The sequence below is a fragment of the Streptomyces capitiformicae genome (assembly GCF_002214185.1).
In the GTDB taxonomy this organism is placed as follows: domain Bacteria; phylum Actinomycetota; class Actinomycetes; order Streptomycetales; family Streptomycetaceae; genus Streptomyces; species Streptomyces capitiformicae.
Map to the genome: position 1 here is coordinate 3100352 of NZ_CP022161.1, position 15333 is coordinate 3115684.

General features: G+C 71.5%; 14 protein-coding genes. 4 read left to right on the forward strand and 10 right to left on the reverse strand.

Going from position 1 to position 15333, the window contains the following annotated elements; all coding sequences use genetic code 11:
- Positions 1-14 precede the first annotated feature (14 nt).
- The 4 genes from CES90_RS13760 to CES90_RS13775 form a co-directional block, all read right to left on the reverse strand.
- Positions 15-950, reverse strand: coding sequence for a universal stress protein (locus tag CES90_RS13760; RefSeq protein ID WP_189785050.1), 936 nt, complete (start codon positions 948-950; stop codon positions 15-17).
- 106 nt (positions 951-1056) lie between these two features.
- Positions 1057-2574, reverse strand: coding sequence for a VWA domain-containing protein (locus tag CES90_RS13765; RefSeq protein WP_189785051.1), 1518 nt, complete (start codon positions 2572-2574; stop codon positions 1057-1059).
- Entirely contained in the window at positions 2571-3479 is a 909-nt protein-coding gene (locus tag CES90_RS13770; RefSeq protein WP_229914057.1) for an AAA family ATPase, read from the reverse strand. Before CES90_RS13770 ends, CES90_RS13765 begins: the two co-directional genes overlap by 4 nt.
- A gap of 89 nt (positions 3480-3568) precedes the next feature.
- Entirely contained in the window at positions 3569-4225 is a 657-nt protein-coding gene (locus CES90_RS13775) for a TetR/AcrR family transcriptional regulator (protein ID WP_189785052.1), read from the reverse strand.
- 134 nt (positions 4226-4359) lie between these two features.
- Between CES90_RS13775 and CES90_RS13780 the strand changes: the two genes are divergently transcribed.
- A complete protein-coding gene (locus CES90_RS13780; protein ID WP_189785053.1) occupies positions 4360-4920 on the forward strand; it encodes an NAD(P)H-dependent oxidoreductase in 561 nt (186 codons plus the stop codon).
- A gap of 100 nt (positions 4921-5020) precedes the next feature.
- Here CES90_RS13780 and CES90_RS13785 read toward each other — a convergent pair whose 3' ends face one another.
- Entirely contained in the window at positions 5021-5578 is a 558-nt protein-coding gene (locus tag CES90_RS13785; protein WP_189785054.1) for a YbaK/EbsC family protein, read from the reverse strand.
- 42 nt (positions 5579-5620) lie between these two features.
- Complete coding sequence (locus tag CES90_RS13790) at positions 5621-6193, reverse strand: helix-turn-helix domain-containing protein (RefSeq protein WP_189785055.1); 573 nt, start codon at positions 6191-6193, stop codon at positions 5621-5623.
- Between the two features lie 476 nt (positions 6194-6669).
- On the opposite strand from CES90_RS13790, the gene CES90_RS13795 reads away from it, so the two are divergent.
- Both CES90_RS13795 and CES90_RS13800 read left to right on the forward strand, forming a co-directional pair.
- On the forward strand, positions 6670-9579 hold the full coding sequence (locus CES90_RS13795) for a helix-turn-helix transcriptional regulator (RefSeq protein WP_189785056.1): 2910 nt from the start codon (positions 6670-6672) through the stop codon (positions 9577-9579).
- A gap of 167 nt (positions 9580-9746) precedes the next feature.
- Positions 9747-10634 (forward strand): calcium-binding protein, encoded by an 888-nt coding sequence (locus CES90_RS13800; protein ID WP_229914058.1) that lies wholly within the window; start codon positions 9747-9749, stop codon positions 10632-10634.
- Positions 10635-10753: 119 nt separating this feature from the next.
- Here the strand turns inward: CES90_RS13800 and CES90_RS13805 are convergent, their stop codons facing one another.
- Positions 10754-11500, reverse strand: coding sequence for an acyltransferase (locus CES90_RS13805; RefSeq protein ID WP_189785058.1), 747 nt, complete (start codon positions 11498-11500; stop codon positions 10754-10756).
- Positions 11501-11623: 123 nt separating this feature from the next.
- Between CES90_RS13805 and CES90_RS13810 the strand changes: the two genes are divergently transcribed.
- A complete protein-coding gene (locus CES90_RS13810) occupies positions 11624-12166 on the forward strand; it encodes a gamma carbonic anhydrase family protein (protein ID WP_189785059.1) in 543 nt (180 codons plus the stop codon).
- A gap of 9 nt (positions 12167-12175) precedes the next feature.
- On the opposite strand, the gene CES90_RS13815 is transcribed toward CES90_RS13810, so the two are convergent.
- The 3 genes from CES90_RS13815 to CES90_RS13825 form a co-directional block, all read right to left on the reverse strand.
- Entirely contained in the window at positions 12176-12826 is a 651-nt protein-coding gene (locus CES90_RS13815) for a DedA family protein (RefSeq protein WP_189785060.1), read from the reverse strand.
- A gap of 99 nt (positions 12827-12925) precedes the next feature.
- Positions 12926-14551 carry a carboxylesterase/lipase family protein gene (locus CES90_RS13820; RefSeq protein WP_189785061.1) on the reverse strand — a complete coding sequence of 542 codons (1626 nt, stop codon included), beginning with the start codon at positions 14549-14551 and terminating at the stop codon, positions 12926-12928.
- Positions 14552-14732: 181 nt separating this feature from the next.
- Complete coding sequence (locus CES90_RS13825; protein WP_189785097.1) at positions 14733-15170, reverse strand: DUF4442 domain-containing protein; 438 nt, start codon at positions 15168-15170, stop codon at positions 14733-14735.
- Between the last annotated feature and the right edge of the window lie 163 nt (positions 15171-15333).

The following is a 15333-nucleotide window of genomic DNA, read 5'->3' on the forward strand; positions in this document are numbered from 1 at the left end:
GGCCGAGGGAGGGCTCAGTCGTGTGCGACGACCGCGACCGGCGCGGTCGCGTGGTGGAGTACGGCGTGGGTGACGGGGCCGATGTGGGTGCCGAGTGGAGAGTGGCGGATACGCCGGCCGACGACGACCAGGGAGGATGCGTGGGAGGCGTCGACCAGGTGGTCGGCCGCCTTGCCCAGGCGGGACTCCGCGACGACCTCGACGGCGGGGAACTCGCGCCTCCAGGGGCTCAGCACTTCGGCCAGTGCCGTGGCGTCTTCGCGGCCCAGGCCGGCGTCCGGTTCGGGTTCTTCACGCAGGCCGTGCGCGAAGTGGCGTGGTGGACTCCAGTCGTGGACGACCCGCAGGGCCGTCTCCCGCAGGGCGGCGGCCTCGAAGGCGAACCTGATCAGTGGGTCGTTGGGGTGCGTCGTGTCCAGGCCGAGGACGACGGGCCGGAACGGTGCCGCGGCCGACGGGGCGCCGGAGGGGTCCGGCGCGTGTTCGTCCGCGGCCCACTCACCGGCCCGGACGAGGACGACCGGCCGCTCGGTGTGCGCGACGACATGCAGTCCGACGGAGCCAAGGAGGAACCCGGCGATCCCGCTCACGCCTCGGGAGCCGAGCACGACGAGTTCGGCGTCGGCGTCCTCGGCCGCGTTGACCAGTTCCTCGGTCGCCCGGCCCGTCAGCTGCTCGGTGGTGACCTCCACGCCGGGGTGCCGCAGCCGGATGCCGTCGGACCTCTCGCGCAGGATCCGGCCGGGGCCGGTCCCCGTCGGACCGGGCTCGGTCCATTTCTGCCGTGTCTCGGTGTCCAGGATCGGCGCGCCCATCGGCTCGGGGAACAGTTCCCAGACGTTGACCAGCCGCAAGGGCAGTGCGCGCAGCCGCGCCTCCGTGGCCGCCCACTCGGTGGCGGCCATGCTCTCGGGGGAGCCGTCGAGGCCCACGACGACGGTGCGGGGCATGGGACGCACCTCCTCGGGTCGGGCGGTGTCTCCAGGTTTAGTCCTCCCTCCCCGGGTCACCCGAATCGGCGCGGTCAGGCCTGCCAGGCCGAACGCGCTCAGCCACTCACACCGGCAGCAATCGCGTCACCAGTTCACCGAGACGCCGGGCGTTGCGGCAGGTGTGCATGGCGACGACCTCGGCGTATGCGGGGGCGGCGGAGTCGCCCGTGCCCCACTGCGAGGGGGACTCAGGGTTCAGCCAGTCGACGCGGCGGGCGCGGGCCGCGACACGTCGCAGGGCGGCCACGTTGGGATCGAACCCGTTGGTACGGGCGTCACCGAGGACGATCACCGACGTACGCGGGCCCACCGCGTCGAGGTGGCGCTCGGCGAACTCACCGAGCGCGGCCCCGTAGTCGCTGCTGCCGTGCCAGCCGCTGATCGTGGCCTCGGCGGCGATCCGGCGGCCGAGCTCGGCGGGGTCGGCCTCGCCGGTGGTGACGAGATGGGTGACCTCGTCGACGCGGTTGACGAAGGCGTAGACCCGCACCTTGCTGAACTGGTCCCGCATCGCCTGCACCAGGAGCATCGTGAAGTTGGCGAAACCGGCGACCGACCCGGACACATCGCAGAGGAGCACGATCTCCGGACGGGCCGGCCGGTGCCGCCGGTACGCCGGGCGCAGCGGCACCCCTCCGGTGGACAGCGAGCGGCGCAATGTACGCCGGATGTCGATCTGGCCCCGCGCGGCCCTGCGCCGCCGGGCGGCCAGCCGGGTCGCGAGTTTGCGAGCCAACGGCTGGACGGTACGGCGGAGTTCGACGAGTTGCTCGCGGTTCGCGATGAGGAAGTCGACCTGGTCGGCGCTCGGCGCGATACCCCGTTCGGCGATGAACTCCGCGCCACGGCGTTCGGCGACCCGCCGCCGCGCCTCGGTCCGGACCCGGTTCCGGAAGTCCTCGATACGGCGCCGGATTTCGTCGGCGTCCAGCCGTTCGGTGAAGCCGCCCGAACCGATTCCACCACCGAAGCCCGATCCGAAGCCGGATCCGAAGGAGCCCACACCCGAACCCACACCCGACCCGACGCCCGAGCCGACGCCCGAACCCGAGCCGAAGCCGGACCCCGCCCCGCCTCCTCCGCCCCTCCCGCCTGCCCGCTGGTCCGCCAGGATCCGGGCCAGCAGCGTCTGCGGGCGGAGCCGGTCCAGCGTCTGGTGGGCGGACCAGCCGTCCGAGCCGGGCGACGTCCTGTACCGGCCGAGCAGATCCACTGCCTCACCGGCGAGTCGGTTGAGGGCGGCCGTGTCGCCGGCGGCCAGCGCCTCGGCGAGCCGGTCGCGCAACTCGTCCCGGTCCGCGGCCGGCGCGCCCGACGTGCCCGTCAACTCGCCCACGCCGAGCGGGAAGTACAGCTCGAAGGCCGCGTCGAACACGGCTCGCTGACGGTCGGCGCGCAGCAGCGCCGCCGCCAGCCCCTCGCGGATCCGCTCCCGGTCGGTGAGGCCCAGCACCTCCAGGACGGCCGCCGCGTCCACGGTCTCCCCGGGACCGATCCGTATCCCGTGGCCACGCAACGCCCGTACGAACCCGGTGAGCCGCTCGGCCAGGGGAGAACTCGCGGCGGCGGCCGGGGCGCTCATACCAACGTCAGCTTCCGCGCGGCCTTCGCGATGTCGTCCTGGTGCTTGAGGATCACGCCGAGGCTGTCCCGTACGACGGTCTCGTCCAGGGTGTCGGCGCCGAGGGCCAACAGGGTGCGGGCCCAGTCGATGGTCTCGGCGACCGAGGGCGCCTTGCGCAGCTCCATCTCACGCAGCGCGCCGACCACCCGGACCAGGGAGTCGGCGAGCGTGGCGTCCAGGCCCGGGACCTTCAGCCGCACGATCCGCTGCTCCAACTCGGCGTCGGGGAAGTCGAGATGGAGGAAGAGACAGCGGCGGCGCAGAGCCTCGGAGAGTTCGCGGGTGGCGTTGGACGTGAGCACGGTGAACGGACGCCGGGTGGCGGTGATCGTGCCCAACTCGGGGACGGTGACCTGGAAGTCGCTCAGCACCTCAAGGAGCAGGCCCTCGACCTCCACGTCCGCCTTGTCCGTCTCGTCGATGAGGAGCACGGTGGGCTCGTCGCCGCGGATGGCGGTCAACAGGGGCCGGGGGAGCAGGAACTCGTCGCTGAAGATGTCGGTACGCGTCTCGTCCCAGGCCTCGTCGCGCCCGGCGGTGATGCGCAGCAGCTGCTTGGCGTGGTTCCACTCGTACAACGCGCGGGACTCGTCGATGCCCTCGTAGCACTGGAGCCGGACGAGCCGGGCCGCGCCGACCCGGGCGACGGCCTTGGCCAGCTCGGTCTTGCCGACGCCCGCGGGGCCCTCCACCAGCAGGGGCTTGCCGAGCCGGTCGGCCAGGAACACGGTCGTCGCGACGGCCGTCGAGGCCAGGTATCCCGCTTCGGCGAGCCGGGCGGAGACGTCGTCCACGGAGGCGAAGAACCCTGTTCCCGCGGCCTCGGGTCGGCCGTTCTCATCCCGGCCGTTCTCGTCGGCCATGTGCCCACTCCCCCTCATGCCGAGCGCGATGTGCCCCCACTGGCACCCGAGTCCAAGTTACCAAGCGGTCGCTTTGGCTGTCTCCGTATTCACGCCGTGCCGACGAGCCGCCCCACCAGGTCCCCCCATCCCCGCTCCAGCCGTTCGAGCGACATGCCCCGGCGGCCGATCAGGTGGTCGACGAGGTTGATGTCCAGGTAGCCCAGCAGGGTCTGCGCTATGAGTTCGATGTCGCCCGTGGCGTCGGCGCGGCGCAGCAGCATGCAGAGATGGCTGAGCCGGAGCAGGCTCGCCGGGTTGGTGTGGAGGCGGGAGACCTCGGCACGCGCGGCCAGGTACAGGTCACGGTGAGCATGTTCGTGCCGTATCACGGCGGCGCCGAAGGCACGGAGTCGCTCCACGGGCGGGGCGTCGGGACCGAGGGGCGGCGGGCCGGTCAGGAACGCGGCCTGGAGCTCCCGCTCATGGTGGTCGAGGAGCGCCACCATGAGCCCGAACCGATCGCCGAACCGCCGGAAGACGGTTCCCTTGCCCACCTGGGCGGCGTTCGCCACGGCCTCCATGGTCAGGTTGGCCGCTCCGCATTCCGCCGCGAGCCGGGCGGCCACCTCCAGCAGTCGGGTGCGGTTGCGTGCCGCGTCCGCCCGCAGTCGGGGCTGGTCGGCGGGGGTGAGCGTGAGGTCGATGAGTCCGTCGAGCGGGTACGGGTCCCGGGGCTCGGGGAAGGGTGGCAGCGGCTCGTTCATGAAAGGAGAGTAACGCCTCGTCACCAGAAGTGGACCCCGGTCCGAATAGGTGCTACAAATTTCAACGGACCTCGGTCCGTTTAGACCTCGTTTCGCTTGCTACCACCCTTTGGCACCCTGCTAGGAGTCAGCTCATGTCCGTACGCATCCTCGCGCTCGTCGGCAGCCTTCGCGCCGGTTCCCACAACCGCCAGCTCGCCGAGGCCGCCGTGAAGCACGCCCCCGAGGGCGTCGACATCGAGCTGTTCGAGGGCCTGGCCGACGTCCCGTTCTACAACGAGGACATCGACACCGAGGCCGCCCTCCCGGCCACCGCGGCGCAGCTGCGTGAAGCCGCGGGTCAGGCCGACGGCTTCCTGCTCTTCTCCCCCGAGTACAACGGCACCATCCCCGCCGTGCTGAAGAACGCCATCGACTGGCTGTCCCGTCCGTACGGCGTCGGCGCGTTCACCGGCAAGCCGGTCGCCGTGGTCGGCACCGCGTTCGGCCAGTTCGGCGGCGTGTGGGCGCAGGACGAGACCCGCAAGGCCGTGGGCATCGCCGGCGGTACGGTCCTGGAGGAGGCCAAGCTCTCCATCCCGGGCTCCGTGGTCCGCTTCGCCGAGACCCACCCGGCCGACGACGCCGAGGTCGTCACTGGCCTCACCCAGGTCCTCTCGCAGCTCACCGCCCAGGCGGGCACCGCGGCCGCCTGAGTCGGGCCCGTGCCGTACGGCGCCGGGTTCCGGATCACACACCCGGGGCCCGGCGCCGACGTTTCGGCGGGAGCCGATCGACCCGCCTCGACCAAGTGGATCAGGCGACCCCCAGCCCTTCCAGCACCACCGCGTTCGGCAGCTCCGCGAACGCCTTGCCCGGCACCAGCAGCTTGCCCCGCCGCCGTCCGCTGCCGACCAGGACGTACGGCAGGTCGACCACCGCGGCGTCCACCAGGACCGGCCACGCCTGAGGCAGCCCGACGGGTGTGATGCCGCCGTACTCCATCCCGGTCTCCCCCGTGGCGGTGTCCATCGGGGCGAACGAGGCCTTCCGGGCGCCCAGTTGGCGGCGCACGACGCCGTTCACGTCGACGCGGGTGGTGGACAGCACGACACACGCGGCCAGGCTCGACTCACCGCCCCGCCTGCCCGCGACGACCACACAGTTCGCGGACTGTTCGAGCAGCCCTTGCCCGTAGTGCTGGACGAACACCGAGGTGTCGGCCCACTCCGGGTCCGTCTCGACGTACAGGATCTGGTCGGCGGGCACGCTGCCCCGCCAGTGGCGCACGGCATCGGCGACCGGGCCGACGAGTTCGTCGAGGCAGTCGGGGGCGGGGGTGGCGTGGTCGAAGTCTCCGATGGGTGCGCGCATGGGCGCACGGTAACAGGGCGTACGGGCGGGCGAGTCGGAGCGTCAGGACACCGGCGGCACGGACACCGTGAGCATCAGCTCCGCCGGGACGTCGCCCCGATTGGCGTACTCGTGAGGGGCGTTGGCCTCGAAGGTGACGCTCGCGCCGGCCGGGACGCGGTACTCAGTGCCCTGGACGGTCAGCGTCAGCTCGCCCTCGGTGACATGGGCGATCTCGACCGTGCCGACGGGGTGCGGCTCCGAGCGGCTGCCCTCGCCGGGCATCAGCCGCCAGTTCCACATCTCCAGCGGACCGGGCGCCTCCGTCCCAGCGAGCAACCGGCTGTAACTGCCGGCCTCGGTGTGCCACAACCGCACCACCTGCTCGGCCGGAACGACCCGGACCTTCGGCCCCTGCTCGTAGTCCAGCAGCGTGGTGATACTGACCCCGAGCGCGTCCCCGATCTTGACGACCGTACCCAGGCTGGGGTTGGTGCGGGCCTGCTCGATCTGGATGAGCATGCCACGGCTGACTCCCGCACGAGCGGCGAGCACATCCAAGGTGAAGCCACGCACCGCCCGCCAGTGCTTGACGTTCCGCGCCAGGGACTGGGTCAGCAGATCGAGGTCCGACACATTCCGTCCATATTCCGGATGACAGAGTTCAACACAGAGCACTACGGCGTGGTGCTTCACGCGTTCACCGCACTGTACTGCGAGGCTGATCGACGCCCGCACTCCTCGCCCCGGCCACCGGTTCGCACCGAAGGTCTCGTCGCCGCCCACCGACCGCACCTCCGGCCACCCGACACGGCCCCGTCACAGCCGCCGCCGTCCCAGCTCCACTCCCCGAGGTTCACCGCCCTTGCACCCCGCGGGATTCCCTCCCCGGCCCGAGTCCGGTGACTGTGGGGAACCTGTGTAGCATCCGACAGATGTTCTACACGGACTCCCGGCTCCATCGACCAGGGGTGGGGGCCGGAAGGCCGTGAGCCGGGAGGAAGCTCTTGTCCGGGGGAACGGGTCCGGCGGCGGGGACACCGACGGGGCAGTGCGCATCCGACGAGGTCGAGCGGGTCCCGAGGGGACGGGCAGGAGGGCCGGGGCCCCTCGTGGGCCGACGCACGGAGCTCGCCGTACTGCACGACCTGATCAGTGCGGCCGGCCCGGAGGCACCCGGTGTCGTGGAGATCGTGGGCGACCCGGGCATCGGCAAGACCCGACTGCTGACCGAGTGGGCGGACCTTGCGGCGCGTTCCGGATGGCTGGTGCTGTCCGGGCGGGCCGCCGAGTTCGAGCAGCAGGTCCCGTTCGGCGTGTTTGGTGCGGCGCTGGAGGACCATCCCGGACTGACCGGCGGGAACGGCCCGACCGGGCTCGCCGAACTGGACGTGTCCGACCTGCGGCTGCTGCGGTCGGTCTTCCCGGTGCTGCCCGCACCGCCGGACGAGGCGCCGGTGCAGGCCGTGACAGCCGAGCGGTACCGACTGCACCGCGCGGTGCGCACACTGCTGGAGGTGCTCTCCAGGCAGAGCGGACTGCTGCTGGTCCTGGATGATCTGCACTGGGCCGACATCGCCTCGACGGAGCTGGTGGAGTACCTGCTGCGGCATCCGCCGCGCGGGCGGCTGCTGCTCGCCGTGGCGCACCGGCGTCGGCAGACCTCGGCCCGATTACGCCATGCGTTGGCACGCGCCGTGCACAGCGGCATGGTCGAACGGATGGAGCTGGGTCCGTTGACCCCGGCCGACGTGGATGAGCTGCTGCCGGCCGACGCGGACCCGACCCGCCGGAGACGGCTGTACGAGGCCAGCGGCGGAAACCCCCTCTATCTCCAGGCGTTGGCGGCGCCGTCCGCCGGCGGGGACGAGCAGGACCCCGGCCCGCGGCCGGTGGACGCCCGGGGCCATGTCCCGGAGCCGGTACGGGCGGCGCTGGTCGCGGAACTGGACGCGCTCGCGCCACGGACTCTGCTGGTCGCCCAGGCCTGCGCGGTGGCCGGTGACCAGGTCGGCGTCGGCCTGGTCGCGCGTACCGCCGGCCTGGACGTCGACGCCGTAGTGGGTCTGCTCGACGAACTGGTCCGGCACGACGTCGTCCGGCCGGCCGCCACCGGAGGACGTTTCGAGTTCCGCCACCCGCTGGTCCGGCGGGTCGCCTACGACACGGCCGGCGCCGGCTGGCGAGTCGCCGCCCACACACGGGCCGCCGCCGCGCTGCACGAAACCGGCGCGCCCGCTGCCGAACTGGCGCACCACGTGGAGCGGTCGGCCGAACGGGGGGACGCGAGAGGGGTCGAGGTGCTCCGGGAAGCCGCCGCGGCCACCCTCCATCAGTCCCCGGCCACCGCGGTCCACTGGCTGCGGGCCGCCCTGCGCCTCGTGCCGGACGGCCCGGACTGGCTGCCGGCCCGCCTGGACCTGCTCGGCCTGCAGGCCCAGGCGTACGGGCTCATCGGCCAGTTCCGGGACAGCCGCGGCGCACTGCACGAACTGCGCCGGCTGCTGCCCGCCGAACTGACCGAGCAGCAGGCCCGGATCATCGCCTTCTGCGCCATGGTCGAACATCGCCTGGGCCGTCATGCCGAGGCACGTGCCCAACTGCTGGCCGGGCTCGCCGCCCTGCCGGACGAGGAGAGCCCCGCAGGACTGGCGCTCAAGATCGGCCTGGCGACCGGGGTGGCCAGACGGCTCGACCCGGTGCTCGACCGCGACTGGCCGGCCGAGGCACTGACCACCGCCCGGCGGCTGGCCGACCGTGCGGCCCTGGCCTGCACCCTCGCCATAGCTGTGGTGGCCAGGCATACGCGTGGCCTGGTGGACGAGGAGACCGTGGCCCTGCTGGACGAGGCCGCCGCACTCGCCGACACACTGCCGGACGGCGAACTCGCCCGGCTCGTCGAGACACTTGTCTGGCTCGGCTGGGCCGAGGTGTGCCAGGAACGGCTGGACGACGGTGTCCGCCACATGCTCAGGGGGCTGGACATAGCCCGCGCCGCCGGACAGAGCCACCTCGTGAACTTCCTCCACGGCAACCTGGGGATCGTGCACATCCTGCGGGGAGATCTGGAGCGGGCCGCCGGCCACCTCGACGACGAGTTGGACGCGGTGCTCCTCACCGGCAGTGAGGCACTCCACGGCCCCGCCCTGCGCAACCAGTGCTGGCTGGCCATCTCGGCCGGGGACACCGAGAACGCGTTACGGCTGGCCAAGGAGGCTCTGGCCTGTGCGGAGGGAGGGGGGTCCCCGGACGTTCGGCTGGCCACCGGACTCCTCGGCATCGCCCACCTGTTCGCCGACGACCCGGCGACCTGCGTCGACCTGATGATGACCGCCGCGGGCGGTGACCCTGAGCTACGGGCCGTGGACCCGCTCGAACGCACCGCCTGGCACGAGGCTCTGGCCGCCGCCGAGGCCGCCCTGGGTCACCTCGACAAGGCCACCGCGTGGGCGGACCGCGCGTTCGCGCACGCCGCCGGTCTGCCGCGCCGGACCGGGGTGGCGCATCTGGCCCGCGCCCATGCGCTGCTGCCCGGGGATCCGGCGCGGGCCGCCGCCGAGGCGCTGCGCTCGGCTGAACTGCTGCTCGCCGCGGGGGACCGGCTCATGGCCGCACGTGCCCATGCCGTCGCCGCCGTCGCACTGGCGGCCGACTCCAGGCCGGACGCGGCCCGTGAGCAGTTCGCCGAATCGACCGCGCTCCTCCAGGCGTGCGGGGCGCAGCGGCACAAGGAGACCGCGCTGCGTGAGCAGCGCCGGATGAACGCCCGGCAGCCGCGCCGCAGCGGCAGTCGGCGGGAACCGGCGGACGGCGGCACCCCCACCGACACCGAACTCACGCCACGCGAACGCCAAGTGGCCGAGCTGGCCGCCCGGGGGCTGACCAACCGCGAGATCGGCAGGGCCCTCTACATCAGCCCCAGGACCGTCAACGTCCACCTGAGTCGGGTCTTCGCCAAGCTCGGGGTGTCCCGGCGAGCGGCCTTGGCTGGACGGCTGCCGCCCGCGCCGGACGACAACTGAACCGGGCACACCCACCTCGGCGATCCGTATAGAGCGTTTGCCGGATGCTACGCATCCTGTGTCCGAACCAGACTCGGTGAGCAGAAGGCCGACGGAGCAACAGAGCCGTCGTGAGAGTCAACAGCACCGAGAGAGGGCCGATGGGCAGAAAAGCGTTACTCAGGGTCATGGTGGTCGTCGCGACGGTGGGTTCAGCGGTGACCCTGACCGCGGGGCCGGCGAACGCGGCCACAGGCGTGTTCCTGAGCGGGAGTAATGTGATCGTGAACGCCGGGGCGGGCGTCGCGAACAACATCACCATCAACGTGTCGGGGAACAGCATCATCATCCAGGACACCCGCGCCGTCCTGACAGCGGGCACCGGCTGCGCTCTTCAGACCAACGGCTCGGTGGCCTGCGGAATCAGCCCCAATGACGCCACAGTCGTGGTCAACGCCGGGGACCTCGGCGACACCATCACAAAGATCGGCAATGTCCGGGGCGACCTGCGGGGGCAAACGGGCAACGACACCATCAACGGCGGCCCCAGCCCGGGTAGCAACATCCTCAACGGCGGGGCGGACAGGGACACCCTGAACGGCGGCCCCACCTTCGATCTCCTCATCGGCGGCGCCGGCCCCGACAGGCTGAGTGGCGGGGGCGGCACCAACGATATCGCCAGCTACTTCGAAAGCGGCGCGGGCGTGGTCGTCGACATCGACAACACCGCCGACGACGGCATCGGCGGCGAGGGCGACGACGTCCGCACCGACGTGGAAATCGTCTACGGCAGCGAGTTCAACGACACGATCACCGGGAGCGCGTCGAACGACAGCATGCTTGGCTTCGGGGGCAGCGACCGACTGGTCGGCGGGGCGGGCAACGACAATCTCACCGGGGACCTGGTGCCGTCGAACAGCGGCCTCGTCGGCAGCGACACCCTCATCGGCGGACCCGGGAACGACACCCTCAACGGCGTGGACAACATCCGGGGCAACGACAGCCTCGACGGGGGTGACCAGACCGACACCTGCACCGCTGACACCAGCGACACCAAGAGATTCTGCGAGGCGTAAGGCAGACCGGCCCGCGAGACAGCGACGCCGCGAGCACGGTGACCGCGTCTCCCGGCCGGACCACACCCCGCGCCCTCAGGGGCGCGGGGCTGTTGTCGGTGCAAATCCCCACCGCTCTCTCAGGCGGTCTCCCCCATCCCCTCCGCCTCCCACTCGGCCAACGCCAACAACTGCTCCGGCGTCACCCCGTCAGGGATCGGCACCGGCGCAGGCGTCCGAAGAGGCGGCTGCCACCCCTCCACCGGATCCCACCGCCGTACGACCTTCGCCGGCGCCCCGGCCACCACACAGCGATCCGGCACCACGCCACGCACCACGGCCCCGGCGGCCACCACCACATTCCGCCCGATCCGCGCCCCCGGCAGAATCACCGCCCCCGTGCCGATCCAGCACCCGGGCCCGATCGACACCGGATCCATCCGCGGCCACTGCTTGCCGATGGGTTCGTCGGGATCGTCGTACGAGTGGTTCGTGGACGTCACATACACATACGGCCCGAAGTAGCAGTCGCTGCCGATCGTGACGGTCGTATCGGCGATGACATGGCTGCCGCGCCCGAGGACGACACCGTCACCGATGCGCAGGATCGGTTCCGCGCCGAGGTCGAGGTCGGGCATGAGCCCGGCGGTCAGGGTGACCTGTTCGCCGATGATGCAGTGGGCGCCCAGATGGATCCACGGCTCGCCGAAGACCGTGCCGAGCGGAAAGGCCAGCCTGGTACCTGTTCCCATCGCGCCGAAGCGGAAGCGTCCGGGCCGCTCGGCCGTCACCGACCCCGTGCGCTGCAACCACGCCCAGCCCGCATGGACGGCGCGCTGTACGAGGCGACGCCGCCAGGACGAGAACGTGTTCTCACTCTTCGGCACCCGCTCACCGTACTCACCGGGCGGCACGCGCGCGGTGTCGTACGGCTGTGATCTTCACCCCACACAGGGTCCCGCCCATGGCTTACGGTTCGCGTGGGACTGATCCACGACGAGGAGGCGGCAATGACTCGGCAGCGGGCGCTGATCACGGCATTCGGCGGCAAGAGGCCGGACGTGGAGGAGGCCGCGTTCGTCTCCCCCACGTCGGCGGTGATCGGAGACGTGACGCTGCACGCCGGGTCGAGCGTCTGGTACGGGGCGGTGTTGCGCGCGGAGTACGAGCCGATCGTCATCGGCGCCGACGCCAACATCCAGGACAACTGCACGCTGCATGTCGATCCCGGGTTCCCCATCTCCATCGGCGAGCGCGTCTCGATCGGGCACAACGCGGTGGTGCACGGGGCGACGGTGGAGGACGACTGTCTGATCGGCATGGGCGTGACCGTGCTGAACGGCGCGGTGATCGGTGCGGGGTCCCTGGTGGCCGCTCAGGCGCTGGTGCCCCAGGGGATGCGGGTGCCGCCCGGTTCACTGGTCGCGGGGGTGCCGGCGAAGGTGAAGCGGCCTCTCACCGATGAGGAGCGTGAGGGGATCTCGCTGAACGGGGCGGTCTACACGGAACTGGCGAAGGGGCACCGGGAGGCGCAGGAGGGGTACGGCGTCTGAAGGGGCGCTCTACTCGGCGGCGGGGACCAGTTCGTCTTTGGTGCTCTCCACCTTCTCCGCCGCCTTCTTGGCCTTCCGCTTGATCACCAGCATCGACGTGACACCGATCAGCACCGCCAGGACCAGGCCCAGCCAGGAGAACCGTTTGAGCCAGGCCTCGGCGACCACACCGACGTAGTAGATGACGGCGGTGGTGCCGCCGGCCCAGAGGATGCCGCCGAGGACGTTGGCGGTGAGGAAGCGCCAGTAGGGCATCTGGAGGACGCCCGCGAGCGGGCCGGCGAAGATGCGCAGCAGGGCGATGAAGCGGCCGAAGAAGACGGCCCACATGCCCCAGCGGTCGAAGGACCGCTCGGCGACCGCGATATTGCTCTCGCTGAAGTGTTTGGGGAACCTGCGCCCGAGCTTGGCGAGGAGCGGACGCCCGCCCTTGCGGCCGATGGCGTAACCGATGGAGTCACCGATGATCGCGCCGGCCGTCGCGCAGGCCCCGAGGACGAACGGGTCGATGTCGCCGTGCTGGGAGGCGAGCAGCGCGGAGGAGACCAGGATGATCTCGCCCGGCAGCGGGATGCCCAGGCTCTCCAGGCCGATGACCACGCCCACCAGCAGATAGATGCTGAGAGGGGGCACTGTTTCGAGCCACTCCTGGACGTGCAAAGCCGATTCCTCCCATGTCGCGGATCCCGGGCCCCCGGCGCGCGCTCACCGAGCGCACGCCGGGGCAGCCTACCCGCTCAGTCGGACGTCGGCGGAGTTCTACAGGTTGTCCCACAGGTCGCATCGGTGCTCACTGTGCACAGTCGCGCTCAGTCCGTTACCGCCCTGTGCGGCGGTCCGGAGGGTGAGCACCTTCCCGCCGTCGGCCGGTGCGGCGGGCTGGCCGGCGGCCCGTGGGACGCCGTTGCGGATGAAGGAACCCCAGTAGTCGATCATCTGCCGGGACAGCGCCCGCTGCTCGGCGTTCAGCGGTGTCTCCAGCCCGAAGTGCTTGAAGAGGTACTGCACCTCGTTGACATGGGTCGCGCCGAAGTCGAAGTCCGTGCCCAGGTTGCGCAGCGAGGCGAAGGGCGGCGAGGTGCGGTCGGCGAACTCGTACGCGTACACCGGTCCGCGATCCGCGAGGAGCCCGGTCAGCCGCAGCGCGGAGCAGGCGAAGAGCTGGTCGCCCTGAGCCGTGCCGTACGCGATGCTGGGTGAGGGGGAGGCCGACAGCGGGTAGCGGTCCAGCACGCGGTCGCCGAAGTCGGTACGCATGACGCCCGGGTACTGCTCGGCCGTGAGCGGGGTGCCGGCCGCGTCGAACCGGGCGAAGGAAAACAGCCGCCCCTCGTCCTGGTTGGCGCCGTTGAGGACGGGCACGCGGGCCGCCGCCCCCTTCGCGTACAGCGCGGCGGGCTGCTCGGGCAGGAAGTCGCCGCCGATCACGGGTCCCCAGTTCAGACCGGCCTGGGCGGCGAGGATCTCGGCGGCGGGCTTGGCGCGCAGGCAGGCCGTGTCCGCGCAGTCCAGCTTCGCCATGAAGGCCCTGCCCTGCGCCACCGCCGTCTCCCGCGTACGGGCCGCGCAGTCGCCGTACGCCCCGCTCTGCACGATCCCGGCGTGGAACAGGCCCTTCGACGTCGGTGAGGCCATCTGGTTGCAGACCGAGTGGCCGCCCGCGGACTCGCCCGCGATGGTGACCCGGCCCTTATCGCCGCCGAAACGACCGATGTTGGCGCGCACCCAGCGCAGCGCGGCCTGTTGGTCGAGCATGCCGAAGTTGCCGGAGACCCCGTCGCGCGACTCGGCATCGAGGTCGGTCGTGGCGAGGAAACCCATCGCGCCCAGGCGGTAGTTGACGGTTACGACGACGGCGCCGGTCCGCCGTGCGAAGGTGTCCGGCACGATGTCCTCGCCGGCGCCCGCGGTGAGCCCGCCGCCGTGCAGCCAGACCATGACCGGGCGGGCGACCCGGCCACCACGGCCTTCCGGCACGTACACATTGAGGTCGAGGCAGTCCTCGGTGTGGCTCGGCTGCTCATAGCCGGGATCCCAACTCGCCGTCTGCACACATCGGTTCCCGAACTCCCGCGCTTCGCGCACCCCGTGCCAGGGCCGCGTCGGCCGGGGGTCGGTCCAGCGGAGGTCTCCGACGGGCGGCTGGGCGTAGGGGATACCGAGGAACTGCCGCCCCTCGGTGGTGGTTTCGCCGCGCACCCAGCCCGCGTCGGTGCGGACGAGGGTCGGCTGCCCGGGTCCGGCGGCTTGTGCGGATCCGGCGGCCTGTGCGGGCGCGGGGGTCAGGAGGGCTGCGGTGAGGGCCGCGGCGATGGCGGCGGCCGCCGCGCCGAGCCGCCGTAAGCGGGCGGTTGCGGAACTCCGCCGGGACACGGTGTCTGACATGAAGCCGTCACTCCTTCGTGCAGGCGTCTGTGTGGACCGCGTGTGCGTGTGCCGGGCGGGAAACTAGGGCCGACGGTGACTCGTGTCAATGAAGTGGACGGAAGTGGACGCAAGAAACCCTCGCCGCCTCGATCGGCACAAGCCGAGTGGGGGCGGCGAGGGTCAGGGACCGCGACCGGAGTCAGGCGTTGGGGCGCAGGGTCCAGACGACGGTCATCTCGCCGGTCACGGCGCCGTCGGCGCGCCGGATGGCGACGGAGACGGGGAACTCGGGGCGCTGACCGGCGTCGAGTTCGGCGACGACCTCGGCTGCGGGGCGGCCCAGTGTCGCGGTGGCCGTGACCTGACCCATCGCGAGCTTCTTGTACGCGATCTCCGCGCTGACCGCGAGCGGTACGGCGCGGGAGAACTGATCACCGAACGCGGCGAGCACGATCGCCCCGCTCGCCGACTCCCCCAGCGTGAACATCGCCCCGGCGTGCGGCCCGCCGACATGGTTGTGGAACTCGCTCTGATCCGGCAGCGCCACCACGGCCTTCTCCGCCGAGGTCTCCAGGTACTCCAACTTCAGTGTCCTGGTCATCGGCACCGTGGCGGCGAGCATCTCGCCGATCGACATCTGGTCTGCGCTCATGACCCGAGGTTACCCACGAGTAGCCAGACTGGCCAGGGGTGTCCGACGTCAAAAGTCGTCACCCCGGGGCGTTTTGGAGCCGTTCGTCCCCACTGCAAAGCCGCTTGGCGGACTCCCGTGGCACCCCGCCCCCCGGCGCCTTTATGGT

Bases quoted from the DNA above. Each gene is read 5' to 3' on its own strand.
- CES90_RS13800 (WP_229914058.1), top strand. From the start codon at position 9,747: ATGGTGGTCGTCGCGACGGTGGGTTCAGCGGTGACCCTGACCGCGGGG.
- CES90_RS13820 (WP_189785061.1), bottom strand. From the start codon at position 14,551: ATGTCAGACACCGTGTCCCGGCGGAGTTCCGCAACCGCCCGCTTACGG.
- CES90_RS13785 (WP_189785054.1), bottom strand. From the start codon at position 5,578: ATGCGCGCACCCATCGGAGACTTCGACCACGCCACCCCCGCCCCCGAC.
- CES90_RS13775 (WP_189785052.1), bottom strand. From the start codon at position 4,225: ATGAACGAGCCGCTGCCACCCTTCCCCGAGCCCCGGGACCCGTACCCG.
- CES90_RS13765 (WP_189785051.1), bottom strand. From the start codon at position 2,574: ATGAGCGCCCCGGCCGCCGCCGCGAGTTCTCCCCTGGCCGAGCGGCTC.
- CES90_RS13780 (WP_189785053.1), top strand. From the start codon at position 4,360: ATGTCCGTACGCATCCTCGCGCTCGTCGGCAGCCTTCGCGCCGGTTCC.
- CES90_RS13810 (WP_189785059.1), top strand. From the start codon at position 11,624: ATGACTCGGCAGCGGGCGCTGATCACGGCATTCGGCGGCAAGAGGCCG.
- CES90_RS13825 (WP_189785097.1), bottom strand. From the start codon at position 15,170: ATGTCGATCGGCGAGATGCTCGCCGCCACGGTGCCGATGACCAGGACA.
- CES90_RS13770 (WP_229914057.1), bottom strand. From the start codon at position 3,479: ATGGCCGACGAGAACGGCCGGGATGAGAACGGCCGACCCGAGGCCGCG.
- CES90_RS13760 (WP_189785050.1), bottom strand. From the start codon at position 950: ATGCCCCGCACCGTCGTCGTGGGCCTCGACGGCTCCCCCGAGAGCATG.